The sequence below is a fragment of the Serratia sp. OS31 genome (assembly GCF_014164835.1).
Taxonomy (GTDB): domain Bacteria; phylum Pseudomonadota; class Gammaproteobacteria; order Enterobacterales; family Enterobacteriaceae; genus Serratia; species Serratia liquefaciens_A.
The window spans coordinates 151,455-176,215 of the sequence record NZ_JACJFQ010000001.1 but is presented as its reverse complement, the minus strand read 5'-3'; the positions used below and the strand labels follow the sequence as shown (position 1 = coordinate 176,215).

Sequence of the window (24,761 nt, the reverse complement as noted above, 5' to 3'; positions counted from 1 at the left end):
GGGTTAGAGCATCCAGCGGGTTTCCGCTTCGGTGACCTGCGCTTCAAAGCGGCGCAGCTCGGCGCTCTTGCAGGTGTGCCACAGCGCGGCAAACGCCGGGCCGAGGTTTTCCTGTAACGGCGGGGTTTGCCGGAACAACGCCAATGCCTCCTGCTGGCTGAGCGGCAGTGCCACCGCGTCGCCATTTTCATAGCCGTTGCCGCAGGCCGCCGGTGGCAGGGGCTGCGCGTGCTCCAGCCCATACAGCATGCCGCTCAGCATCGCCGCTACGGCCAGATACGGGTTGGCATCGGCCCCGGCCAGCCGGTATTCGATGCGCTGGTTGGCATTGTCGGCGCAGGGCAAACGCAGTGCCACCGTGCGATTGTTGTGCCCCCAGGAGGCGCGCAGCGGTACGTGCATGCCGGGGCGAAAGCGGCGGAACGCGTTAACGTTGGGCGCGAATATCGCCATCGAGGCCGGCATCAGCGCCAGCATGCCCGCTATCACCTGGGTCATGGTGGCGCTCAACTCGCCCGGCAGGCTGGCCAACAGGTTGTTGCCCTGTTCATCCTGCAGGCTGATGTGAAAATGCAAACCGCTGCCGGCGGCTTGGGCACAGGGTTTGGCCATAAAGCAGGCGTGCTGGTGGTGTTTCTCGGCGATCTGGCGCGTCAGCCGCTTCAGGGCCAGCACCTGATCGCAGGCCTCCAGCACGCGAGCGCTGTGATGCAGGTTCAGCTCATACTGGCCGGAGGCGGCTTCGGCGACCACGCCGGTCAGCGGCAAGGCCTGCAGCCTGGCCTGATGCTCGATGTCATTGAGCAACGCCTGGTGGCGCTCCGGTGCATCGACAGAAAAACTCTGCGTCGGGCACCGTTCGGCGTCAGTCAGTTGCTGCAGCGGATCCTGCAGATAAAACTCCAGCTCTGCCGCCACGACCGGGAAGTAACCCTTGGCATGCAGGCGTTTGAGCACCTGTTGCAGCACCACGCGCGGCTCCAGTTCGCAGGCGTCGCCGTCGGCATTTTTCATTGTCAGCAACAATTGGGCATGGTGCTGCGGATCTCGGGCGCAGGGCCGCAAAGTACCGGGCACCGGCAGACACAACCTGTCCGGCTCGCCGGCCTGTTGGCCCAGTCCGCTTTCTTCGATCACCTGGCCGCCAAGATCCATGGCGTAGATCGATAGCGGGAAATAACAGCCTTTATCCAGCGCAAACAGCTCGGCGACAGGCAACCGTTTCCCGCGGAATTGACCGTTCAGATCGTTGAGATAAATATCGACGTGTTCGGTGTCCGGGTAGCGCTGTAAATACTGTTCCACTTCTTTGTGGAATGAACGCGCCTGCGAAGCTGGAATATCTGCCAGCAGCGGGTTAAAACCAATAACGTTAGCATGCATGGCAGCCCCCGAAATAAATTAAAGTCGCGGGGGAAGTTATTATCAGGGCAGGGGATAAACACATGAGGCATCCGTCTCGTAAGGCCATATTGGCGATGTAATGATGTTATCCGCGCCCCTAAAACCTGTCTGTAAAAACGCCGTAACTTTATTTATGGCCGGAATAAAAAAGCTGTAAATAAGGGGCGTGGCTCTGATGGCTGAAGAATAAAAGGCTGCATATACTGCTGAGAACGCCGTTATAAGGAGAGAAAATAATGATCAGAGCTTTTATCGTGTTTGCCGCCGTGATGACGGCGTTCAGCGTCGGGGCCTCTTCTGAAGCGGCATGGGCCAGCGGCGATAAAGCACTGCAAACCGCCTGCCTGAAAGCCAGCAGTTTGCAAGGGGCCAAAGCCGTCGGCAGCATTATCCATTTTGGTGACGACGTCGGTTACTCGGCCCTGTTGATCGCCGGGCGCTATCCGCAGGCGTTTATGCATAACAAAGCGGGCAAAGAGCTGTGCCTTTACCAACGAGCCACTAAAAAGGCGGTGGTTCAGGACGCTGACGGGATGGCGGGGAAGCCGTAGCAGCAGGGTTCTTGGCGGTACAGTTTTAAAAATGGCGTTGTAATTATAGGCTGTAGTCTATAATTTGGTCGTTCGGTATACACCTGCATTGAAAGGATACTTAAATGGGTACTTTAAAAGAAATGTTAGCTTCGCGTACCCCTGATAGCAGGCAGCGAATTGAGGAAATGGCAGAGGAAATGCTGCTGGAAACGCGCTTATATGAGGTGCGGGAGGCACTGGATATTTAACAGCAGACACTGGCGAATAATCTCGGTATTTCGCAGCCCTCTGTTGCCGCTATAGAGCAGCGTGGCAATGAGCTGAAGATTTCAACATTAAAACGGTATGTGGAAGCGATGGGTGGAACACTGCGACTGGATATCGAACTGCCTGACGGCAAACACCTTGGATTTAGGGTTTAAAACGAGAGCGTTCACTGGCCAGTTGATAGACGTCGCCCCGCTCACGTTTGCCAACGGCCACAACCGCGATCACAAGGCAGTCGTCGATCACTTCATAAACCAACCGAAACCCCGAGGCGCGCGGCTTAATTTTGTAACAACCCGGCATTCCGCGCAGTTTCGCCGAAGGTATATGAGGGTTTTCGCAACACTTCTTCAATTTCTTGGCAAACTGCTGTTGAAGCACCTTATCAAGCTTGCTCCACTCCTTGGCTGCAGTCTCACGAAATTTGACCGTATACGTCATGCCAAATGGTCCAAATTAATGTCAATCAGCGCCTCGTTGCGACGTTCTGTGACCAGTTTGACCAGCTCCTGATCGTCCAGCGCATCGAGCATTTGCTCATACAACTCGGCTGGTACACAATAAAACGCAGGTTGATTTCGGTTGAGGATTGCCACAGGGTAGCCGTCTCCGGCACCGACCGTTTCCATCGGGTTTTTCTTGAGTTCGCTAATACTTGCACTGATATCGCTAAGAATGATATTTGGCATGTTGCCTCCATAATAAGACCAGTTAACAGGTCTTATTATAATGCATAAAAAGACCAGTCAATAGGTCTTTTTGTATAAATTTACCACTAAAATACCTGCTGGAACTCAATATTCAAACGTATGAATTCTCTACTCTCAAGGGGAGGGCAAGCGGATACCGCGCATGTGCAATCGCTCTTTTGCCAATGTCACCCAACCACTAGCGGATAACTTCCGACTCAACCACTACCGATCCGCCATCAAATCCCCAGCGATGCAGCGGCGAATATCGCCCTGTTTTGCCTGATGAAAAGTGTCATAGGCCCAGTGTGCAGTATTGGATATAAACATAGCCATCTCCCAAAGATAATTTTTATATCAGATCGGGAGCATGAGAAAAGATTCAAAAAGTCCCCGGGTAAATAACCCAGGGACTTGTGTATAAGAAACAGGCCGAGGCGCCCTTATGCCGTTATTTCAACGCGATACGGATCACGTCGTCCGGCGCCGTGGCTTCTTTCTCACGGCTGGAAGCCTGTTTGACGCTCACGTACAGCGTCTGACCATCCGGTGACAGCGCCAGGCTGTTCGGGTGGGTTGGGGTCTTGATGGTTTGCAGCAGCTTGTAGTTCTTGGCGTCGATCACGCTGACCTGGCCTGCCTGGCGATGGGTGACATACACCTCATTGCGCGTCGGGTTGAACAGGACCGCCAGCGATTCCGGCACGTCGATTTTGCTCAAAATCTTGCCGTCGCGGGTATCGACCACCAACACCTGTGCCTGCTTGGAGTCGGTGATAAAGGCGCGATGCGTGGCAGGATCCAGGCTGATGTTCAGGAAGAAGTGCTCTTTGGACTCGTCCAATTTCTTGCGGCTGAGCACCTTGTTGGTTTTGGTGTCGATAGTCACCAGCTCGCCGTCGGCGTTGGTCACGTACAGGCGGCTTGCGGCCGCATCCAGCGCCAGACCGGTACCGTATTTGCCGGTTTCGGTGATGGTGGTGCGCAGGGTCAGGTCTTTGCCGTCCACTACCCAAACCACGCTGGATTCACCCAGCCCGGTGATATACAGGGTGTCGGTGGTGGCGTCGGCCACCAGCTCACGCGGTGCCAGCGGTTTTACCGTTTCGGAGCGTTTACGCGCATCCAGCACCAGGCGGCCTTTAACCTCACCGGTTTTACCGTCGATGGCCGTAACCGAGTTATTGACGGTGTTGCCGAAGAACAGCGTGTCGGTTTTGCTGTTAATGGCCGCGCCGAAAGGTTTGATATCGTTGTGAATGATCTGGGTGATATCCAGCGTTTGCGGATCCAAACGATACACTACGCCGCCTTTGTCCAGCTTGCGGCTTTGCGAAGTGGCCAGATACAGCGCGTTCTCGCCCTGGCTGTAGACCATCTCATAAGCGCCTTTGCCGACGGGCTTGCGCAGCAGTTCCGGCTCGCCCTGGGCCAGCAGCGGGGCGGAAAACAGCATTGAAGTGAGCAGCAGCAGTGGGAAAGCGGCGCGTGCGCCAAAGCGGCGGTTGGTGGTTGTTGCAGAGTTCATAACCTCTCCATGGAGTTAAAATGCCTGTCGCCGCAGGGCGGTTGCCCAGAGGCTAAAAAGCTCAACATTGAATTCAAAGCAAAATCCGGCCGGTCGCGTCGCGCCGGGCCTTCTGTTTGCGAATAATAATCATTATTCATGCTGGAGGGGAGTGATTTCTACCCAGGCTGGGGTGAAAATCACAATGTGAAGAGTGCGCAGAAGGTTGCTGATGTCGTGCCGCCGCGTGGGTTTCCTGGTTTTCCCTGCCGGTAGATAACCCATAATTAATTTAGCTACGTTATTGTTTGGTGGCTGTTATAATATTTATTTGTTATCTCTTATAATAAAAACCCGATAATAACGGAGGTTTCTACGGGTTAAAAAACCTCATTTTGTGCGTTATGTGAGCGGTTAATTACATTGTCTTGCATTGAATTACAGTTGAATACTTTTAGGGTGAAAAAATCATCCGGTGGTGAATAATCTCAGGTTATGACATGAATTTTTATAACTTGCGTCATTTGCACACATCGGGTAATTGTTTATGCGTGGCTTAAGACCACCGTATTTATAAAAATAATTTTTCGGGCAGGGGTAATAATGAGATATATAAAAACGCCAATATTCATTGGCGGCGTTGTGCTGTCGGCGTTATCCGCCGGCGCGCAGGCAGAAATCACCATTCTGGATAAAAACCCGCAAAGCAATGTGTTGCTGGCACCACTGAGTTTGAAAGTCGGCGGCAGTATTCGCCCCGAGTGGATATTTAATAATGGCCCGGAGCCGGGATATTATAAAAATGGTCACGACGGCGGCACGCGCTTTCGCTTTAGCGGCGACTATGCACTGACGCAGGATACCTCGGTTATCGGCTACTACGAGTGGGGTGTCGATCTGGCACATGCGCTGAGTTGGGACGGCCACTACAACGAAGACGGCAAACGCGACTATCAGCGCCAGCTGTATGGCGGCTTCAAAGATGACCGCTACGGCACCTTAACCTTTGGCCACCAATACGGCATTTATTATTCGGTTGTCGGCATTAAAAGCGACGTCTGGGATAACGATGGTCATGCGGGCGGCACCGGCATTGGCATATCCGGCGACTACGACGGCGGTAATAAACCGAAGAACAGCCTGAAATACACCAATGATTTTGGGCCGGTCACCTTATACGCCAACTATTTATTACCAGAAGACGATTTGCACACGGCGGATAATCTCATCTATCGCCGTAAAGGCGGCGGCGGGTTGGGGTTTGATTATAAGGCGACGAAGGAATTAACCTTCAGCGCGGCCTACAGCTACACCGACGCAAAAATCAAAGACAATCAATATAACGAGAAAGAGTATCACCAGCAGTTGTCCGGCACCGCGCTGACCTGGCAACCCAATAACTGGTATATCGTCGGGACCGCCAGCTATTACAAAGACTATGTGCCGAGCACCCGTGAACGTACCTTGTCGCATTATTTCGCCGGGAGCGGTTACGGGGTAGAAGGCTTTGTCGGTTATACCTTTAATATCGACAAGCCTTTCCTGAAATCGATCCAGCCTTATGTGGCCGCGGACTCGCTGCAATTGAAGGGCGACGAAGAGTACCACGCCAATCACGTTTACCTTGGGGCGGGTACCACCATCGGCTACGGCCTGTCGGTGTATGTGGAACGGACGCTGGCCAACAGCAGCGACAACGAGCCGGACTCCACCTGGGTGACGGTGTTCTACGACTTCTGATCCCCCGCACAAACTTTCCAGGCCGGCCTCGTTGCCGGCCTTTTTGACTGGTTATTTCACAGGGTGATCCAACCGCCCTGTGCCCGATCCGCCGCGGTTTTCTCCGCCAGATAGCGTGCCGGCGGTTTGCCCACCGCTTTGCGGAACATGGTGACGAAGCCACTGGCGCTCTCATAGCCCAGATCCAGCGCCACCCGCTGTACGGTCTCCCCCTTGGTCAGGCGTTGCAGCGCCAGCATCACGTGCAGTTGCCGTCGCCAGTGGCCAAAGCTCATGCCCATTTGCTGTTGCAGGGTGCGGTTGAGGGTGCGTTCGCTCATGCCGATGCGCTGAGCCCATTGGCTTAGGGTGGCTTTGTCCGCCGGATCGGCCAGCAGGCGCTCGGTCAGTTGGCGAATGCGTGCGTCATTGGAGACCGGCAAGTGCAGGTTCTCAATCGGCGCGGCGGCCAATTGATCCAGGAGTACGCCAATCAATCGCCCCTCTGGCCCTTGCTCGTCATACAGCGGATCAAAACCGCTGGCCTGAAGTAGCAGTTCGCGCAGCAACGGCGAAACGGCCAACGTACAGCAGTTGGTAGGCAACCCGGTGATGGCAGCCTGATCGACAAACAGCGCGTAACATTCGGTGGCTCCGGTACCCTGAGCGTTATGCAGCACGTTGCTGGGCATCCAAAGCGCACACTGCGGCGGGACCAGCCACAGGCCGTTTTCCACTTCACAGCGGATCATGCCGCGCATCGTATAAATCAGCTGCGCTTTTTGGTGCCGGTGATGGGCGACTTCCCAATCCTTGTTAACGGTGGAACCCTGCACGGCGAAAACCGCCCGGGGCACCCGATCGATATCGAAAAGCGGCTGAGTGATAAAAGGCATGAGAATTATTCTCAATTTGGCGCAAATGAAAAACATTATGTCCTGATTGTGCAATGTGGTCTAGTGCTTCCGCCGATAAAGTAAGCGCACGTTTCCGAACTCTTAGGAGAAATCTCATGTCATTAGATTCTGCAACCTTCCCGCTGGTCTGGATGCGTCAGCAAGCCGCCGGCGAACCGAAAGATACCCTCGCCGAATTTGCCGAATTCAGCACCTTGCTGCAGCGAGAACAGCCGTTTGTGCTGCTTTGCGATCGTCGTATGGATGAGAGCGGCGAGCAGGATCGCGACGAGCGCACCCAGGTTGCCCTGTGGAAACGCGATCACCGCGAGGCGCTGGCACAGTGGGTAAAAGGCATGGTGCTGATCGAGCCGGACGACGTGCGCCGCCAGGCGGCGGAAGAGTTTGTCGATTTCGCCAGCCGCTTCTGGGGCTACCCGGTGAAGGTGGTGGCCAGTGAGCAACAGGCCCATGAGTTGGCACAGCGCCTGCTCGAGCCACGGGAACAATAATTAATAAGGAAGCGCCATGTATCAGCAACAGGTAATTGCGCAACTGCTGGCCTGGATTGAAGCAAACCTCGACCAGCCGCTGACGCTGGACGATATTGCCGCCAAATCCGGTTATTCCAAATGGCATTTGCAACGGCTGTTCAAGCAGTTGACCGGCCATATTCTCGGCACCTACGCCCGGCGCAGGCGTTTGACCGCCGCCGCGCGTGAGCTGCGGCTCACCCACACCGGTGTGGCCTGCATTGCCGATAAGTACCAGTTCGATTCCCAGCAGACCTTCACCCGTTGCTTCAAGAAACAGTTCGGTTTACCGCCGGCCGGCTATCGCCGCAGTGCGGATTGGTCCAGCCACGGCATGCAGCCGCCGCTGCGGATGGCAGAAGGCCCATTGCCGCAGGGGGATATTGTCACTCTGCCGGCCATGCAGCTGGTGGGGCGTACCCAGCGCCGCTGCTGCACTCTGGGGCAAATGCAACGTTCGAAAAATGAGCTGCGTCAGTATGTCTGGAACCAGGTGTTGCAACCCGAAGTTGCGCCACCGGCGGTGGTCTACGGCCTCACCAGTCTGGAAGCGGACAGCCGACAGCTTGATGGTCAACGCATGGCCTATACTCTGGCGCTGGCGGATGAGCAGGCCGTAGGGGAGCAGGTGCTGATCGAACAGGGCGATTATGCCAGCTTTACCTATCAGGGGCAGGTTGAAGAGTTGCCAAACTTCGTGGACCGTTTGTATGAAGCCGCGATGCCCATGATGAAAGCCGTACGGCGCCCCGGACAGGATATCGAGCGTTTCTATCCGACGCCGGGTGAGTCTTGCAACGCACCCGGTACGGCGATCCGCTGCGAATACCTGATCCCGATTCGTCGAACGTCGCCGCCGGCCGCCGCGCTTTAACGGCAGTTTTCACAGAAAAACCTCTTCGTGCTGCACCAGGTTACAAAAAAGTTCGATATTGCGCTGGTAATGTTTCACACTTAGGCCGATGTGCACATATAATGCGCATCCGGTCATTTATGGCCGCATAAACCTATATTGATAACTGCCAGTGGCCACTACCAACACGAAGATGAAAATGAGCATTCGCGCGTTCCTAACCCTGTTTACGGCACTGGTGGCTTTCAGCCAGGCTGCCTTCGCCGTTGTATACCCTTTGCCTGCCAAAGACAGCCGTCTGGTGGGTGAGAACATCCAGATCACCGTACCGGAAGACAGCAAGCTGCCGCTGGAGAGCTTTGCCGCTCAATACCAGATGGGCCTGAGCAATATGCTGGAAGCCAACCCGGGGGTGGATCCTTTCCTGCCGAAGGCGGGCAGCACTCTGACCATCCCACAGCAGTTGATCCTGCCGGATGCGCCACGTGAAGGCATCATCATCAACAGCGCTGAGATGCGTCTGTACTACTACCCGAAAGGCACCAACACCGTGATCGTGTTGCCCATCGGTATCGGCCAGTTGGGCAAAGATACGCCGCTGAACTGGACCACCACCGTGCAGCGCAAGAAAGACGGCCCAACCTGGACGCCAACCGCCAAGATGCGCGCAGAATACGCCGCTGACGGCGAGATCCTGCCTGCGGTATTCCCGGCCGGTCCGGACAACCCTATGGGGCTGTACGCGCTGTACGTCGGTCGCCTGTATGCCATCCACGGCACCAACGCCAACTTTGGTATCGGGCTGCGCGTGAGCCACGGCTGTGTGCGTCTGCGTGCTGACGACATCAAGTTCCTGTTTGAAAACGTTCCGGTCGGCACCCGCGTGCAGTTTATCAACGAGCCGATCAAAGCCAGCGTTGAGCCGGACGGTTCCCGTTACATCGAAGTGCACAACCCACTCTCTGCTAACGAAGAACAGCTGCAGTCCAAAGATCCGGTGCCGTTGACCATCTCTGCGCCAGTGGGCAAAGTGATGATGGACCCGGCGGTTAACCAGAGCGAAGTGGACGCGGCAATCAAAGCCCGTTCCGGTATGCCGGTTAAAGTGAACTGATTGATTCAGTCGCTGTAGAAAAGACGCCTGCGGGCGTCTTTTTTATGGCTAAAAAACACCGTTTTGCGCAGGTCTCCGCAGTGCTTTTCCTTTCGTTACCTCTGCCGCTTTAAAGGTCCGGTACTGTCAGCAAAAGCCAGATTTTCTCGTTGCCTTAAACGGGCATCGCGAAGCTGTAGGTGGGCAAAATTGCGACAGGGAACTGCCGGGAGGCCCGTCGCTGAAACTTCTTTCTCTGGTGCAAAAACACGGCCTGAAGATCTTGCTGTAAAGTGTCAGAATAATCACAGCTTACCTGCCTATGCGTTACCGCTCTAAGTTCTCCCTGACAATTATTCCTCAAAAAATCATCGTTAATTAATTGGTTATATATCCCCTCCGACCAGTGATTGCCTGAGAAAAAACTCTCAAAACCGCTGCATTGTGAAAATAAGATCACACAAACGTAACAAAAGATAAACATAGGCTCTCTATATTGGCTGCTTTGCTTTTGGGAGGGCGTGTCATGCGTAACTGGAACGAGCCGAAAAAGAACAAAGCGCACATCGAACTGATCCCGATGATCGACGTAATGATGTTTCTACTGGTGTTTTTTGTGTTGATTAGCCTGAACGTGATCCCGGCCCTTGGGCTGAAGACTCAGTTGCCGTCCGCCGGTAGCGCTCAGCAATTGAAGCCGCAGAAGAAGGCGATCATCACGTTGGGCGCTGAGGAACAACTGCAGTTGGACGGTCAGCCCATTGCGCTGAGCGCGTTGGTCAGCACGCTGAAACAACAGCAGCAGGAAAACCAGACCACCACCATTATCGTCAACAGCGACAAAGGCGTTGCGGTAGAACGCCTGGTTGCGGTGATGGATAACCTGCGTCAGGGCGGTTTCTTCTCCGTCTCCATCGCCACACGGAAGCTGTGACATGTATCTGCTCTATCGTTCACGTCACCTTTTCAGCTGGTTGCCGGCGCTGATCGTCGTGGGCTGCGTGCTGTTCGCCAGCCAACAGGCGGCGCTGAAAATTCAGCCGCGCTATGACGAAACCGCCATGGAGCTGGCATTGGTCGAGCCGGAACCTCAGCCACAGCCGGAACCGGAGCCGCCGGTGGAAACCCCACCGCAACCGGAGCCACCGCCGCCGGAACCAGAGCCCCTTCCTGAACCTGTGGTGCCTGCACCTGAGCCGATTGTCGAGGCCAAACCGGTGCCCAAGCCGCAGCCGAAACCCAAACCCAAGCCGGTGAAAGAGAAAGCCAAACCGGTGGAAAAGGCCAGGCCGGTCGCGGTGCCGACAGCGCCGAGAACCCTGGTCAGCAAGCCCGCCGCACAACCCGTTCCGCCGGCTCCGGCGGCACCGAAGGTGAACGCGCAGGCCATTGAAAACGGTTATCTGCAGGCATTGCGCCATGAGCTGGAGCAGCGCAAGCGCTATCCCAGTGGGCGGCAGGCTTCGCTTGAACGGCCGCAGGGCAACGTCGAGGTGTGGCTGGAGGTGGATCGCAGCGGTCGGGTGATCTCGTCCGGCATCACCAATAAGGCCCCCAGCATGCTGCTCAACCGTGCAGCGCTGAGCAGTTTGCAAAGTATCAGCCAGGTGAAGCCGTTCCCAAGTGAGGCTTTCAACGGGCAGACAACCAAAAGATTTTCAGCCACGTTCAATTATCAGGCGCCTTGAGGCCTGGCATAACAGTTTGATTTTTAGGGGATGGAAACAATGAAATCTTTCAATCGATCTGGGATTTATCTGGCAGTGATGTCGGCGATGTTGCCGGGTGCAGTGCTGGCAGCGGACTCGACCGACGTTGGCACCATCAACGTAAAAGGGCAGTCGCTGGGGGGCGGCATGATGGTGCAGGAGGACAGCGCCAAGTCGCGTTCCACCGTCACCAAAGAGGCGATGGATAAAATGCCGGCGGCGGCCAACGCCATCGACAAGCTGAAATATACGCCGGGCCTGAACGTCAACAGCAACGACGCCAGCGGCCTGAGCGGCGTCGATTACACCATGCGTGGCATGAACTCCGATCAAATCGGCCTGTCGATGGACGGGATCCCGATCAACGACTCCGGCAACTATGCGGTTTATCCGAACCTGCTGGGTGATTCGGAGAACCTGGGGGAAGTGTTCGTCACCCAAGGCTCTTCGGAAGCCGACGGCCCGCACATTGGCTCCAGCGGTGGCAATATTGGCCTGGTGACGCGGCGTCCGTCTAAAGACTTCGGCGGCTTCGTCAAACAGACGCTGGGCAGCAATAACCTGAGCAAAACCTTTGCCCGTCTGGAGACCGGTGAGTACAACGGATTCAGCAACTGGATCTCCTATTCGCACACCGAGGCCAAAAAGTGGCGCGGGGAAGGGCGTCTGTACTCCAACAAGTTCGAGATGAACTCGTTGTATGAAGACGGTAACGGCAACAGCAGCAACCTGATCATGAAGTACAACCAGCAGAATAACGTTAACTACAACACCCTGAGCAAGGCGCAGTTCGCGGAGGACCCCCGTGGCGATTATGACACCACGCCGTCCTACAACAACCGGGGCCAACTGACTCGCTACTACAAGCTCAACCGTAATCCGTTCGAGAATTTCAACCTGACGTTCACCCAGAAGCTGCAGCTGCGCGACAACCTGGCATTGACCCTGCAGCCGTACTACTACTGGGGGAACGGCGGCAGCTTCAGCGGCCAGACGGCATCGGTATTGTCCAATACCTCGGACCGGGCCGGTCAGTATGACCTCAGCAACTTGCAGTCCAACACCTATTACCGCCCTTCCTGGACCCAGACCTGGCGGCCGGGCATCACCACCAAGCTGAAGTGGGACATCAACGATCAGCACAGCCTGGATATTGGCTACTGGTATGAGCGTGCGCGCCAGTCGCAGACCCAACCGTTTATCGGCATCAAGGACGACGGCAACCCGGAACAACTCTCGGGCAAACCGGGCGGTTCCGATCAGGTGAAGGACGCCAACGGCAAAACCGTACAGGGGCGTAACCAGTACACCATTACCCCCGCGCAAAAAGTGTGGCTGCAGGACACCTGGTTTGCGACGCCGGACTGGACCTTCGTCGGCGGGCTGGCCTATCAGTACGTTGAACGAAAAGGCGATAACAAGGGCAGCCTGTATAACGTGCCGGAAAAGCGTGATGCCAAATACCATGAATTGCTGCCTAACTTCAGCGCCAGTTACAAGCTGAACCCGGAAAACCAGGTGTTTTATAACCTGACGCGCAACATGCGCACCCCGCCAAACTATGTGTTGTACAACGTCGGCGACTCTATCAGCACCAAACCGGAGCTGAGCTGGAACCATGAGCTGGGCTGGCGCTTCGAGCGTGAAGATATGCTGCTCAGCGCCTCGTTGTTCTACATGCGCTACAGCGACCGTCAAATCTCCACCACCAACCCGGCCGGTGACTACGAGATGATGAACATCGGCAACGTAGAGAACAAAGGGCTGGAGCTGGAGTGGAGCGGCCAACTGCCGCATAACTTCAACTACTACACCTCTTACACCTATACCGAGTCCAAGCAGAAGAGCGACATTGTCAGCAACGGCGGCCTGCCGCTGCCGACCAGCGGCAAAGAGGTGCCGAACGTGCCCAAAAACCTGCTTAACGTAACCCTGGGTTATGACGACGGTTTGTATTACAGCAGCGTGAGCGGCAAATACGTCAGTGCGTTCTACGGCGACCTGACCAATGACGAGAAGATTGGCGGCCGTACGGTATTCGATCTGGCGGCGGGGGTGCATCTGCCGGTGGACAAGAAGATCGTCAAGAGTGCGGCACTCCGTTTTGGCATCAGCAACCTGTTTGACAAGGAGTACCTGACTTCGGTGCGTACCACGACCTTCAACGCCGCACCTTATAACGGCGTGAGGGCCAGCACGCCTTACTACAACGTCGGTGAAGAACGTACCTTCAGCGTATCGCTGGAAGCCACCTTTTAACTATTTATACCCTGCGGCTTTCAAGTTGCAGCCAGGCGGCCAACTCGCTCATCCCCAGGCGCTTACTTAAGTAAGTAACTGGGGTGAGCGAGTGCAGGTAACAACGCTGCGGCTTGAAAGACGACGGATAAGAGAGCTGAACGATGAATGCCAATCTATTACACGACATTATTTTCTACGTGATGTACGCCGCGCTGGCGATTGCACTGGTGATCATTATCGAACGTGCGTTGTACTTCGCCTATACCCAACGCCAGGCGCGCCGACTGGAGCAGGCGCTGACGTTGGACGTGCACCGCACGGCCGATCTGCCGGATGAGCTGACCCAGCGCAACAGCCTGCCGCTGGCGGTGATTTCACCGGTGCTGGAGCAAAAACACCGTGCCGGTGACCGCGAGGCGATCGGTGATCTGATCGACGCTCAGTATCTGTTGAGCAAGCCGCTGATGGCGAGAGGCCTGTGGTTGCTGGAAACTATCGTTACCGCGGCGCCGCTGTTGGGGCTGCTGGGGACGGTGATGGGGATTATCGAAACCTTTAAGGCACTGGCTGCCTCGGGGGTGTCCGAGCCGAGCCTGGTTTCTGCCGGGATGGGCACCGCGCTGTACGCTACCGGGCTGGGTATCGCCATCGCGCTGCTGTGCCTGGTGGGGAACAACTATCTGCAAAGCCGCATGGAGCGGATTAACGAACTGTTGAAGGTACTGCTGATCCGCGCCGGTGCGCCTGGCAGCCGCCCGGAAAACGGCAGCCGCGAGCAACGGGTTGACAGCGAGGTGCCGCGCTATGCCTAATGGCCGTCATTCACGGTGGCCACTGGGCCGCCTTTACACTGCGTTATGGGGTGGTTGTCTGTTGATGTTGAGCCAAAATGCGGCGGCGCGCTTTGAAATTCCCGGCTACGAGCTGGTGTACACCGCACCGGTAGAAACTGCGTTGCAGGCGGATGACCTGCGCAACACGGCCGAGGTGTGGCAGCAGATGTTTGATGCGGCGAAAACCCGCATCGATCTGGGCCAGTTCTACGTGGCGAACCAACAGGGTTCGCTGCTGGATGGCGTGCTGCAGCATCTGAAAGCGGCGGGGGAACGTGGGGTAAAAATTCGTTTCCTGATGGAAGAGAAGGGCATCCGCATTTCTACTCCCGAAACGCTTGAACAGCTCAAGGCGATCCCGAATCTGGAGCTGCGTATCATCCCTTACCAGCGGCTGAGCGGCGGCATTCTGCATGCCAAATACCTGCTGGTGGACGGTGAGCAGGCGTTTGTCGGCAGCCAGAACTTTGACTGGCGCGCGCTGGCACACATCCATGAAACCGGGTTGCGCATCAGCGATGCCGGGGTCGTGGGGCAGATCCAGGCGATCTTCGAACAGGACTGGCAGGCGCAGGCGTTGCTGGCGGCGGATAAACCGGTGCCCCAACTGACGTACCAACCCACGGCGGAAACGCCGCAGGGCAATTACCTGATCGCCAGCCCACGCGCCTACAACCCGACGGGCGTGATTGACTCGCAGCTTGAGCTGCCGCGCCTGTTGGCTTCCGCCAGGCAGCGGGTACGGGTACAGGTGATGGACTATGCGCCGTTGTCTTTTGGCCCGGAGCGCACCCGGCCTTACTACGCGGTGATCGATAACGCCCTGCGCAGCGCCGCCGCGCGCGGTGTGCAGATCGAGCTGATGGTTGCCAACTGGAATACCAAAAAGCCGGATATCGCCTGGCTGAAGAGCCTGGCGGTGGTGCCGAACGTACAGGTGAGAATTGTCACCATTCCACCGGCCAGCAGCGGGTTTATCCCGTTTGCCCGAGTGATCCACAGTAAAATCATGACCATCGACGGCGGGATCGCCTGGGTGGGCACCAGCAACTGGACCGGCGGCTATCTGGACAATTCGCGCAATCTGGAGATTGTGCTGCACGACGCGAACATGAGCCAGCGGCTGGACAAGTTGTACAGCCAACTGTGGGACAGCCTGTACGCCGAACCGCTGAAGCTGGATTACGACTACCCGACGCCCAAACCGGGCGGCGAGTCCAAATAGTGTGAAATAGCGTGCTGGTTATTATTTATCGTTGGATGACGTTTCACACTTCTGTTCTTTAAAGGAAAGGGTGTTATCGTCAAAATAAGCAACGGAGACCACCCCTTTTTCCAATTCAGCGACGGTCGCTTCAGGGGGAAGATTATTACATTGGTAGTTGGGGTGATAATGAAGCTCAACAAGGAATTTTTTTGCGATAAGACTGACGGCCGGTGAGCTGATGTCATAAGTACTTTGCATGCCTATGACCATTAAAGAAGCCAGTATGAGAGGCGCCGCTATGCGCGGCAGCATGATGAGCTTTTTCACTTCCAACTCTTTGTTCGCATCGGGTGAGAGATGTTTCTTCCCGGTTATAAGACGCTGCGCCGTACGTTTAATAAAGTTCGGTGCAAATATTTGCAGCGGCATGGTGACGAACATTGGGATGAGAATGGCTAGCCATTCCAATACGGCCATTGTGATAACGCACAGCAGGATGATGCTCAAGTAGGCGATGGGTGTATACAGGGTCGCGACTATCGTGGTCATTTCCGGGAAAAAACGCGCGTTGCTGTGGGTGAGTTCTGTTAGCCAACTCTTTGACATGGCAGATGAAATGTAAAAGGCTAACGTTCCTATACCGGCCAGCAGGACTTTCCCTGCCAATCTTGCCCAGGTTTTTCTTATCACCCACTCACACCTGGATTTTAAATCCAACAGGGCTGCGAACGCATAGATCCCAATGCTGATCTGCAACAACAGCAGGCTCTGGACGTTAATCAGAAAAGCGTAGGGAATATGCAAGGTAATGAGAAATGTGGCGATATAAAGCAGGAACTCTGTCGCAAGAGATAGCTTATAAAATTGCCGGGTGTTGATCACTAAACGCCAATAGCGTCTGATTAGCTTTTTTTTGATTGTGGGAAACAGGGCAACGGTTCTGAGCAACAATAAGGTCGGCATCGCCATAAGCAAGCACAGGGTTATGGCATAAATAATATAATTTTTGTTGTAGAGAAATAGCGCGAAGAAGACCAGTAAAATGCTTACCACAAATTGGATGCGTCGTTTCCCCGGTGGGATGCTATTTAAAATGGATTTGAGCGAGAGGCGGCTCATCATTAATTCCTTGAGAATCAAAAAATGGACGCCGCCCAGAGTAGCATTTTTTAGTCTGCCCTCATAACCAGATAAGACATTGAAATTATTTCCGCCAGCCGCTTTTTTCCAGTGCCGTCAGCAGCTGTTCAGCGCTCAGTCCTTCCGCCCGATGGCCATTGCCGGAAACGGTATTGGCGGCCAGCAGGGCATTGATAATCGCCTCTTCCACCGCTTCTGCCGCGGCTGCAAACAGCTCGGAGATGTAATCATTGTTCACCATGCGCAGCGGGGTGGTAAAGGCCCCTTTGTTGGCATAGTCGGCAGGGGGGAGGCCGTCATTGCCGGTGGCGAAGGCGATAAAAATGTCGCCGCTCGAGTCTTCGGTACCGCCGCCGGTGCGGGCAATGCCGATGCTGGCGCGTTGTGCCAGACGGGCGCACTGGTGCGGCAACAGCGGGGCGTCGGTGGCCAGGGTGACGACGATCGACCCCATGCCCGGGTGCGGCAGCTGCGGCGTAAACGGCGAGTGAATATGTGCCAAATGACGGCCCACCGGGTAACCGCCCACCAGCAGCGACGCGCGTTTGCCGTGGTTGGCCTGCACGATGGCACCGACCGTCCAGCCACCGCGATCGGCAGGCAGGCGCCGCGAAGCGGTGCCGATGCCACCCTTGAACTCATGGCAGATCATCCCGCTGCCGCCACCGACGGCACCTTCCAGGGGTAATCCTTGGTGTGCCGCCTGCAGTGCTTGCCGCACATGTTCAGGCTTGACGTGAAAGCCGTTGATGTCGTTGAGCAGGCCATCGAAGGTTTCCATCACCACCGGCATATTCCAGTACACCGCGTCGCCGGCCGGCAGCGCTTCGCGTTCCAGCGCGATCAGGCTGTCACGTACCACGCCGACGCTGTGGGTGTTGGTGAAGGCGATTGGGCTGGTGAGCAGGCCGGCTTCGCGGATCCACTCCAGCCCGGTGGCGTCGCCGTTGCCGTTAAGCACATGCACGCCGGCAAAGCAGGGGGATTGTCGCGCCTGACCGGCACGCGGTTCGATCACCGTGACGCCGGTACGCAAGCTGCGCCCCTCGGCCAAATCGGCGTGGATGCTGGCGTGGCCGACGCGAACGCCGGGCACATCGGTGATGGCGTTCAGCGGGCCGGCAACGCCGTGGCCGATTTTAATGCCCAAATCCTGAGCGCGCTGCGACATGGTTATTCTCCTTCAATTGAGGGTTCAACGTGCGGGATAGCCTGCCGGGTGCGCATGTAACTCAGCAGCAGACCAAAACAGAGGATACCGGCGATGATAATAAAGTCTTTCAGGCTGCTGGCGATCAAAATTGTCCATAACACATACAGGCAGCCGATCAGCGCGATCGCCACCGGCAGCGGCCACAGCGGCATCAGGTACGGGTGGTGGAAGCGTGCGCGGCGGCGGCTGATCAGCGCGGCGACCGCCATGATGATGTACACCAGCAGCAGCAGGATCACGGTAAAGGAAGTCAGATCGCCGAGGTTGGAGCAAAAGGCCAACAGCGCGGAGGGAATACCGAACAGCAGGGTGGCGATCCACGGCGTGCCAAAACGCGGGTGGATGATTTTCAATGCCCGGTTCACCTGCGGCAGCCAAAAACCGTCACGCCCGCTGGAGAACATCATGCGGCTAAACTGCGCCACGATGGCGATAATGGCGTTAAACACCGACAGGTAAATCGCACCGCTGACCACCCGTGCCAGCGTCGGCCCCCCCAATTGGCTGACCACGTAGCCGACCGGATCGGCCTGTTTGGCCATTTCCGCCAGGGACGGCGCGCCAATCAGCAAAGCGGTAAAGGGCAGCAGCTCGACCAGTACCACGATCGCCAACGTCAGCATGATGGCGGTGGCCATGGGCTTGCCCTGTTCGCGCATGTCCTCCGCCATATACACCGCGGCACCGTAGCCGTTATAGGAAAACAGTGCGACGCCGACCATGGCGACGATCAGCGGTACGGAAACCGGCGCCAACACGCCTTCGGGATTTAGCATCACCGGCGCGACGAGGATGTCCGCACTTTGGTGCGGGTTGCTGAAGCCCAACCAGGCGATTAACCCCAGCACCGCGATTTCAACCACCAAGAAGGTGCCGGTCAGCAGCGCATTGGCTTTGATGTTGAAAATGGCGCAGGCACCGCCGATCAGGATAGTGATCATCCCGGCGGTAGAGGCGTCGAACTGAGTCCCCAGCGCGGTGTTCAAATAAGGTACGGCACCGGTGGCTAGCACCGCCGGCACGAACAGCGCAGCGCTGAGGATAAACAGGTAAGTTTGCAGTCCGCACAGGGTGCCGAACAGGCGTTTGATAATGCTGTATTCGCCCCCGGCGCTGGGGTGCGCCGCGCCGAGTTCGGCATAGCACAGGGCGATGGTGGCGGCGATAAAGGCGGCGATCAGAAATGAGATAAAGGCACCGCTGCCGGCGCTGGCGATCGCCAGCGGAGCAATAACGAAAATTGAGCTGGCGGGCGTGACGCCGGAGGCGGTAATCATCACCACGTCGAGGACGCTGAGATTACCTTTGAATTTGTGTTCTGGTGTGGACTCAGTCATTCAAAACTCCATTAACGCGTTAGTGGATTATTTTACGGATGGCGGTCGTGCGGTAGAGCATGGCGATGGCATGCCGCTGCCCGGGCCTGATTAAATGGAGCGCGTGGAAAACGAGGCGAATTTCTTCGCCCCTAAAAAATCATTATGTTTATTATGAGATTACCCTTGCCCGGACGGGAAGCTGAAGGTGGTATGCTGGGCGTCATGGGAAGAGGGCCAGCGCTGGGTAATGGTTTTGCGCTTGGTGTAGAACCTGACGGCATCCGGGCCGTAGGCGTGCAGGTCGCCAAACAGCGAGCGTTTCCAGCCGCCGAACGAGTGGTAGGCCACCGGAACCGGCAGCGCGACGTTGATCCCCACCATACCGACCTGAATATGATTGGAAAAATAACGTGCCGCCTCGCCGTCGCGGGTGAACAGGCAGGTCCCGTTGCCGTACTCGTGGGCGTCAATCATCGCCATCGCCTCTTTCAGCGAGCCGACCCGAACCACGCCCAGCACCGGGCCGAAGATCTCCTCCTGATAAATCCGCATTCCCGGTCGCACGTGGTCAAACAGCGTAGGGCCGAGGAAATAGCCCTGGCTGATTTGCCCGCTGTCTTCCCGCACCGCCAGCTTGCGGCCGTCGACTACCAGGGTGGCGCCTTCCTCAACGCCCCGATCGATATAGCCTTTCACCTTTTCATAATGCTGTTGGGTGACCAGTGGCCCCATGTCGTTGCGGTTATCGCTACCGGCGCCGATCCGCATGGCCGCCATTTGCTGCTGTAACCCGGCGACCAGCGCCTCGGCCGTGTCGTCTCCCACCGCCAACACCAGCGGGATGGCCATGCAGCGCTGTCCGCAGGAACCGAACGCCGCGCCCATCAGCGCACTGACGCTGCCGGCGATGTCGGCATCCGGCAGCACCACCGCATGGTTTTTCGCGCCGCCCAGCGCCTGCACCCGTTTGTTCTGACCACAACCGGTGTGGTAGATGTGCTCCGCGACCGGCGTAGAGCCGACAAAGCTGACGGCTTTGACCCGGGGATCGTGCAGCAGGGTGTCCACCGCCTCATGGTCGCCGTTGACCAGGTTCAGCACTCCCGGCGGCAGCCCGGCTTCGGACGCCAGTTGAGCGATATACAACGTGGAGGAAGGGACGCGCTCGGAGGGTTTCAGTACAAAGGTGTTGCCGCACACTACCGCCATCGGCCACATCCACAGCGGCACCATCGCCGGGAAGTTAAACGGCGTGATGCCCGCCACCACCCCCAACGGTTGAAACTCGCTCCAGCTGTCGATGCCTGGCCCGGCGTCCTTGCTGTGCTCGCCTTTCAGCAGCTCCGGTGCATAGCTGGCGTACTCAATGTTTTCGATGCCGCGCTGCAGTTCGCCCATGGCGTCGCTGAGCACCTTGCCATGTTCGGCGGTGATCAACCGGCAGATGGCATCGGCATGCTGTTCCAGCAGCGTTTTTAGACGCATCATCACTCTGGCCCGCTTCAGCGGTGGCGTATCCCGCCAGGCCGGGTAAGCGCGTTCGGCGGCGTCGATGGCGCTTTCTACCGTGGCGCGGTCGGCCAGCAACACCTCCTGATATGACTGCCCGGTAGCCGGATCGTAGACCGGCTGGCTGCGGGTGCCGCCGGTGGCGGACTGGCCGTTGATCCAATGTGCAATTGGCATGGCATGCGCTCCTTATTATTCGGTTGCGTTGATAGCGTCGCCGAGGGCGTTGATCAGCGAGTCGATCTGCGCCTCGCTGCTGATAAACGGCGGTGCCAACTGCAGGGTGTCGCCACCGTAGCGGACATAAAACCCGCTTTCCCAGCAGCGCATCGCCACCTCATACGGCCTGCGTGCCGCCTCACCCGGCCGGGCCGCCAGCGTGATACCTGCCGCCAGGCCAAAGTTGCGAATATCGCTGACGTGGCTGCATCCCTGCAAACCGTGCACCGCCCGTTCGAAATGGGGGGCCAACGCCTGCACCCGTTCGATCATCTGCTCGCGTTCAATGATATCCAGCGTCGCCAGCCCCACCGCACAGCTGACCGGATGGGCGGAGTAGGTGTAGCCGTGCGGGAATTCGAGCAAATATTCCGGTTCATCGGTGGCCATGAAGGCCTGGTAAATCTCGGGGCGAACTACCACTGCGCCCATCGGCTGTGCGCCGTTGGTGACCTGTTTGGCAATATTCATGATGTCTGGCGTGACGCCGAATGCCTCGGCGCCGGTCAAGGCGCCACAGCGGCCGAAGGCGGTGATCACTTCGTCAAAAATCAGCAGGATATTGTGTTGAGTACAGATCTCGCGAATGCGTTGCAGGTAACCGACCGGCGGTACGATCACTCCGGCAGAACCGGAGAAGGGTTCGATAATCACCGCGGCGATGGTCGAGGCGTCACGCAGTGCGATGATGCGGTTGAGTTCCTCCGCCAGTTCAGCCCCCTGCTCGGGCATGCCGCGTGAAAAGGCATTTCCCGCCAGTTGGGTATGGGGCAGGTGGTCCGCTTCGGCGCTGGCACCAAAGGCTTTACGATTGCCGGCAATGCCGCCCACCGCGATGCCGCCAAAGTTAACGCCGTGGTAGCCCTTTTCGCGACCGATAAAACAGGTTTTTCCCGCCTGGCCTTTGGCTCGCCAATAGGCACGAGCCATTTTTAACGAGGTGTCTGCCGCTTCGGAGCCGGAGCCGGTGAAAAACACGTAGTCCAGCCCGGCCGGGGTCATGGCCTTGATTTTGTTAGCCAGCTCGAAAGATAAGGCATGGCCGAACTGAAACGCCGGGGAATAATCCAATCGGGAAAGTTGCCGGTGAGCGGCATCGGCAATTTCCTGGCGGCCATGGCCCAATCCGCAGCACCACAACCCGGATAACCCGTCAAAAATCTTGCGACCGTCCTGGCTGGTATAATAAACGCCTTGCGCGTGGCTTATCATTCTCGGGTTGGCTTTAAAATTACGGTTGCCGGTAAAGGGCATCCAATGTGCTTCTAACCATTCACGGTCGGCTTTATTTTCACGGTGATTTAAATCAGCCATTTTTCCCTCCGAGGGGGAGAACAGGTACGGTTAATTAAATACTCTAACGTGTTAATGAAATGTTGAGTGAAATTGACTATGTTCTGCTTCTTCACTAATGTGAATAATCATATGTCGAAACTTACTTAAGGTTTTATGCAAGTAAAAAAGCGCGCATTGTTGGGCCAATTATCGGATATGGATCTGCGGTTGCTGCGGGTATTCAAGGCGGTGGTCGACTGTGGCGGCATGAGTGCCGCCGAGCTGGAGCTGAACATCAGCCTGTCGACCATCAGCAAGCACATCAAGGATCTGGAGCAGCGGCTGGGCCTGACGCTGTGCCACCGCGGGCGCGAGGGGTTTGCGGTTACTGACGAAGGGCTGCTGATTTATCAGGAAACCGTGAATCTGTTGGCGGCGACCGAGGCCTTTCGCCGTGGGGTGGATGATGTGCATCAACGCCTGGGTGGGCAGCTGCACGTGGCGATATTCGACCATACCGTCAGTAATCCTCAGGCGCATATCGGCCGGGCGATTGCTTTATTCAGCGAGCAGGCGCCGGATGTCTCTTTGCAAATGTATGTGGAGCCGATAAATACCATTGAACGCGGCGTGATTGACGGCCAATTTCAAATTGGCATTATTCCCATGCACCGCAGTGCGGAAAGTTTATCTTATAGTTCGTTATTTCATGAGAGGATGTTCTTATATTGTGGCGCGCAGCATGAATTATTTTCCGCTCATCATGAAATGCTGAATTGGGATCTGTTGCACAATTATGCCTTTGCCGGATTAGGCTACCATTCGCCGAATATGGAACTGAGCCTGCAGCAACATTTACATCGCAAGGCAACGGGGTTTGCCCAGGAGTCGATCGCGACCCTAATCCTTTCCGGCAAGTACGTCGGCTTTCTTCCCGACCACTATGCGGCGTTTTTTGTCGCGCAGAATATGATGCGCGCCATTAAACCGACGCTGTTCCGTTATCACTGCGAGTATTCCAGCGTGCTGCGGCGTTCGCCCGGCCCGCAGCGGGTGGTCAAGCTGTTCCACGAGTGCCTGCTGGCGGCTCATGGAACAGCTTAATGTTTACTGCTCTTTCTTCTTACCAAAAATCTTGATCAGTACGCCGACCAGGATGCCAATCGCGATGCCGGTGAAAATCCAGCTGATGATGCCCATGTCCAATCTCCCGCTATTACTTTGATCTAATTATATAATCATTCGATGCGGAATGCGCCTTCGATCATCAGTTGCCGCTGCGGCACGCTGTAGTCGATCAGCGAGTTCTTGCTGTTGGATTTTGCCAGCGTCACCGCCAGTTCGTCGGCGGAAATCGGCAGGTCATCCTGCCAGAAACTGGCGATGGCATTGCGGGTAATAAAGTCGATCAGGTAGCGTTCCGGGCTGCCATGCTGCTCGGGGAACAGACGGGCGGCAAGCTCAGCCATCAGCGCCCGCTGCTGCGGTTGTTCGCTTTTCGCCAGCAGTTCGAGGAACGGCAGCAGCAGGCGGCCGCAGACCTGGCCGTGGTGATAGTCGCGCAGGGCGCCAATCTCACCGGCGATGCCGTGGATCACTCCCAGCCCGGCGGCGCTCAGCGTCAGGCCGCCAAGATAGGAGGCTTGCATAATAGCTTCATGAGCCTCGGCGCTGCGGTTGAGCGCAGGCCAGGCCTGCAGGAAGTGGCGGATGCCGGTCAGCGACATCTCGCGCGTCATGGCGTTGGCGGTTTTGGACAGATAGGCCTCGAACAGGTGGGTAAAGGCGTCGATGGCGCAGTAGGCCAGCACCTTGTCCGGCGCACCCTGCAGCAGCTGTGGATCCAGGATGGCAGTCTGCGGCACAAAGTTGTTATGGCGCAGCGAGGCTTTCACCTTGCTCACCTGGGTGTCGGTGAGCACCGCATTCTGCGTGACTTCACTGCCGGTACCGGCGGTGGTCGGGATGGCGATCAGCGGCAAGGTTGCACCGCTGATTTTTGTGTCGCCGATCTTTTCCATATAGCGAAGGGTGGGCAACGGGTGCTCGACCAGCGCGGCGAAGGCCTTGGCTGCATCCAGTACGCTACCGCCGCCAATGGCTACCACGCGTCGCACCTTGCCGCGCCAGCGCGCGACCCAGGCATCTATCTCTTGCGGCGAAGCCTCGTGACTGACGATTTCGGTGCCGAGCAGCAGCGGCGTCAATCCGTCTGCCAGTGAGGAATACACCGCGCCATTGAGGAATGATCGGCAGCTAAACAGCAGCGTCGGCTGTGGTTCGGCGGTCAGTAGCGGGATCAGTTGGCTGATGCTGCCGTGGCCGAACCAGGTATGGCGGTTGGCAATGGTCAGGCTGATAGTCATGTTCTCTCCTTGGCACGCGAAAACCACAGCATAAGCCAGCCTCTGCGGCTGAACCACTGCTTTTCTCTGCCTGACGGGGATTCCGTTAATATATTAATCCAGCCTCGTTCGGCCCTGCCGCAATAATCTGGCGAAGGTGTGATTTGTTTAACATGTAAACGATTATGCGGTTGCATTTGGCGCTATTGAGTGTTTTCTATAACAAGCGGGCCACGGCTTAGCCGGAATCAAGTGAT

General features: G+C 56.7%; 22 protein-coding genes and 1 pseudogene. 12 read left to right on the top strand and 11 right to left on the bottom strand.

What is annotated here, in order from left to right; genetic code table 11:
- Positions 1-3 precede the first annotated feature (3 nt).
- Positions 4-1,383, bottom strand: coding sequence for a glutamine synthetase family protein (locus tag H5P17_RS00825; RefSeq protein WP_182820794.1), 1,380 nt, complete (start codon positions 1,381-1,383; stop codon positions 4-6).
- Positions 1,384-1,640: 257 nt separating this feature from the next.
- Here H5P17_RS00825 and H5P17_RS00820 point away from each other — a divergent pair, with 257 nt between their 5' ends.
- Positions 1,641-1,955, top strand: coding sequence for a hypothetical protein (locus tag H5P17_RS00820; protein WP_182820792.1), 315 nt, complete (start codon positions 1,641-1,643; stop codon positions 1,953-1,955).
- Positions 1,956-2,059: 104 nt separating this feature from the next.
- Positions 2,060-2,359, top strand: a pseudogene (locus tag H5P17_RS00815) (helix-turn-helix domain-containing protein).
- Here the strand turns inward: H5P17_RS00815 and H5P17_RS00810 are convergent.
- The 3 genes from H5P17_RS00810 to H5P17_RS00800 all read right to left on the bottom strand — a co-directional run bounded on the left by H5P17_RS00810 (position 2,349) and on the right by H5P17_RS00800 (position 4,421).
- Positions 2,349-2,645: a type II toxin-antitoxin system RelE/ParE family toxin gene (locus H5P17_RS00810; protein WP_182820790.1), complete on the bottom strand. Its 297-nt coding sequence runs from the start codon at positions 2,643-2,645 to the stop codon at positions 2,349-2,351. The pseudogene H5P17_RS00815 and the gene H5P17_RS00810 sit on opposite strands and share 11 nt — an antisense overlap.
- Positions 2,642-2,893 carry a type II toxin-antitoxin system Phd/YefM family antitoxin gene (locus H5P17_RS00805; protein WP_044554042.1) on the bottom strand — a complete coding sequence of 84 codons (252 nt, stop codon included), beginning with the start codon at positions 2,891-2,893 and terminating at the stop codon, positions 2,642-2,644. The genes H5P17_RS00810 and H5P17_RS00805 overlap by 4 nt, the downstream gene beginning before the upstream one ends.
- 451 nt (positions 2,894-3,344) lie before the next feature.
- Positions 3,345-4,421 carry a YncE family protein gene (locus H5P17_RS00800; protein ID WP_182820788.1) on the bottom strand — a complete coding sequence of 359 codons (1,077 nt, stop codon included), beginning with the start codon at positions 4,419-4,421 and terminating at the stop codon, positions 3,345-3,347.
- Positions 4,422-5,003: 582 nt separating this feature from the next.
- Here H5P17_RS00800 and H5P17_RS00795 point away from each other — a divergent pair.
- A complete protein-coding gene (locus H5P17_RS00795; RefSeq protein ID WP_020825050.1) occupies positions 5,004-6,140 on the top strand; it encodes a porin in 1,137 nt (378 codons plus the stop codon).
- A 56-nt stretch (positions 6,141-6,196) separates the two neighbouring features.
- Here the strand turns inward: H5P17_RS00795 and H5P17_RS00790 are convergent, their stop codons facing one another.
- Positions 6,197-7,015 (bottom strand): helix-turn-helix domain-containing protein, encoded by an 819-nt coding sequence (locus tag H5P17_RS00790; RefSeq protein WP_255477845.1) that lies wholly within the window; start codon positions 7,013-7,015, stop codon positions 6,197-6,199.
- A gap of 116 nt (positions 7,016-7,131) precedes the next feature.
- Here H5P17_RS00790 and H5P17_RS00785 point away from each other — a divergent pair, with 116 nt between their 5' ends.
- From H5P17_RS00785 to H5P17_RS00750, 8 genes are all read left to right on the top strand, one after another.
- Entirely contained in the window at positions 7,132-7,527 is a 396-nt protein-coding gene (locus tag H5P17_RS00785) for a hypothetical protein (RefSeq protein WP_044554046.1), read from the top strand.
- Between the two features lie 16 nt (positions 7,528-7,543).
- A complete protein-coding gene (locus H5P17_RS00780; RefSeq protein WP_182820784.1) occupies positions 7,544-8,422 on the top strand; it encodes a helix-turn-helix domain-containing protein in 879 nt (292 codons plus the stop codon).
- 172 nt (positions 8,423-8,594) lie between these two features.
- A complete protein-coding gene (locus H5P17_RS00775; protein WP_044554048.1) occupies positions 8,595-9,515 on the top strand; it encodes a L,D-transpeptidase family protein in 921 nt (306 codons plus the stop codon).
- 505 nt (positions 9,516-10,020) lie between these two features.
- Positions 10,021-10,428 carry a biopolymer transporter ExbD gene (locus tag H5P17_RS00770; RefSeq protein ID WP_020825056.1) on the top strand — a complete coding sequence of 136 codons (408 nt, stop codon included), beginning with the start codon at positions 10,021-10,023 and terminating at the stop codon, positions 10,426-10,428.
- A gap of 1 nt (position 10,429) precedes the next feature.
- Positions 10,430-11,182, top strand: a complete 753-nt coding sequence (locus H5P17_RS00765) for an energy transducer TonB (RefSeq protein WP_182820782.1) — start codon at positions 10,430-10,432, stop codon at positions 11,180-11,182.
- Between the two features lie 39 nt (positions 11,183-11,221).
- Positions 11,222-13,462, top strand: coding sequence for a TonB-dependent receptor (locus H5P17_RS00760; RefSeq protein WP_182820780.1), 2,241 nt, complete (start codon positions 11,222-11,224; stop codon positions 13,460-13,462).
- Between the two features lie 143 nt (positions 13,463-13,605).
- The gene (locus H5P17_RS00755) at positions 13,606-14,256 is read left to right on the top strand and encodes a MotA/TolQ/ExbB proton channel family protein (protein ID WP_020825059.1); all 651 of its coding nucleotides are present in this window, start codon (positions 13,606-13,608) and stop codon (positions 14,254-14,256) included.
- Positions 14,249-15,502, top strand: a complete 1,254-nt coding sequence (locus H5P17_RS00750) for a phospholipase D-like domain-containing protein (protein WP_182820778.1) — start codon at positions 14,249-14,251, stop codon at positions 15,500-15,502. The genes H5P17_RS00755 and H5P17_RS00750 overlap by 8 nt, the downstream gene beginning before the upstream one ends.
- Before the next feature lie 21 nt (positions 15,503-15,523).
- On the opposite strand, the gene H5P17_RS00745 is transcribed toward H5P17_RS00750, so the two are convergent.
- The 5 genes from H5P17_RS00745 to H5P17_RS00725 form a co-directional block, all read right to left on the bottom strand.
- Positions 15,524-16,606, bottom strand: coding sequence for a hypothetical protein (locus tag H5P17_RS00745; RefSeq protein WP_182820777.1), 1,083 nt, complete (start codon positions 16,604-16,606; stop codon positions 15,524-15,526).
- A gap of 82 nt (positions 16,607-16,688) precedes the next feature.
- The gene (locus H5P17_RS00740) at positions 16,689-17,795 is read right to left on the bottom strand and encodes a P1 family peptidase (protein WP_182820775.1); all 1,107 of its coding nucleotides are present in this window, start codon (positions 17,793-17,795) and stop codon (positions 16,689-16,691) included.
- A gap of 2 nt (positions 17,796-17,797) precedes the next feature.
- Positions 17,798-19,174 carry an APC family permease gene (locus H5P17_RS00735; protein ID WP_182820773.1) on the bottom strand — a complete coding sequence of 459 codons (1,377 nt, stop codon included), beginning with the start codon at positions 19,172-19,174 and terminating at the stop codon, positions 17,798-17,800.
- A gap of 159 nt (positions 19,175-19,333) precedes the next feature.
- On the bottom strand, positions 19,334-20,842 hold the full coding sequence (locus tag H5P17_RS00730; protein WP_182820771.1) for a CoA-acylating methylmalonate-semialdehyde dehydrogenase: 1,509 nt from the start codon (positions 20,840-20,842) through the stop codon (positions 19,334-19,336).
- A gap of 15 nt (positions 20,843-20,857) precedes the next feature.
- Entirely contained in the window at positions 20,858-22,198 is a 1,341-nt protein-coding gene (locus H5P17_RS00725) for an aspartate aminotransferase family protein (RefSeq protein WP_182820769.1), read from the bottom strand.
- Between the two features lie 135 nt (positions 22,199-22,333).
- Between H5P17_RS00725 and H5P17_RS00720 the strand changes: the two genes are divergently transcribed.
- On the top strand, positions 22,334-23,263 hold the full coding sequence (locus tag H5P17_RS00720; RefSeq protein WP_044554058.1) for a LysR family transcriptional regulator: 930 nt from the start codon (positions 22,334-22,336) through the stop codon (positions 23,261-23,263).
- Positions 23,264-23,397: 134 nt separating this feature from the next.
- Here H5P17_RS00720 and H5P17_RS00715 read toward each other — a convergent pair whose 3' ends face one another.
- Entirely contained in the window at positions 23,398-24,525 is a 1,128-nt protein-coding gene (locus H5P17_RS00715; protein ID WP_182820767.1) for an iron-containing alcohol dehydrogenase, read from the bottom strand.
- Positions 24,526-24,761 lie beyond the last annotated feature (236 nt).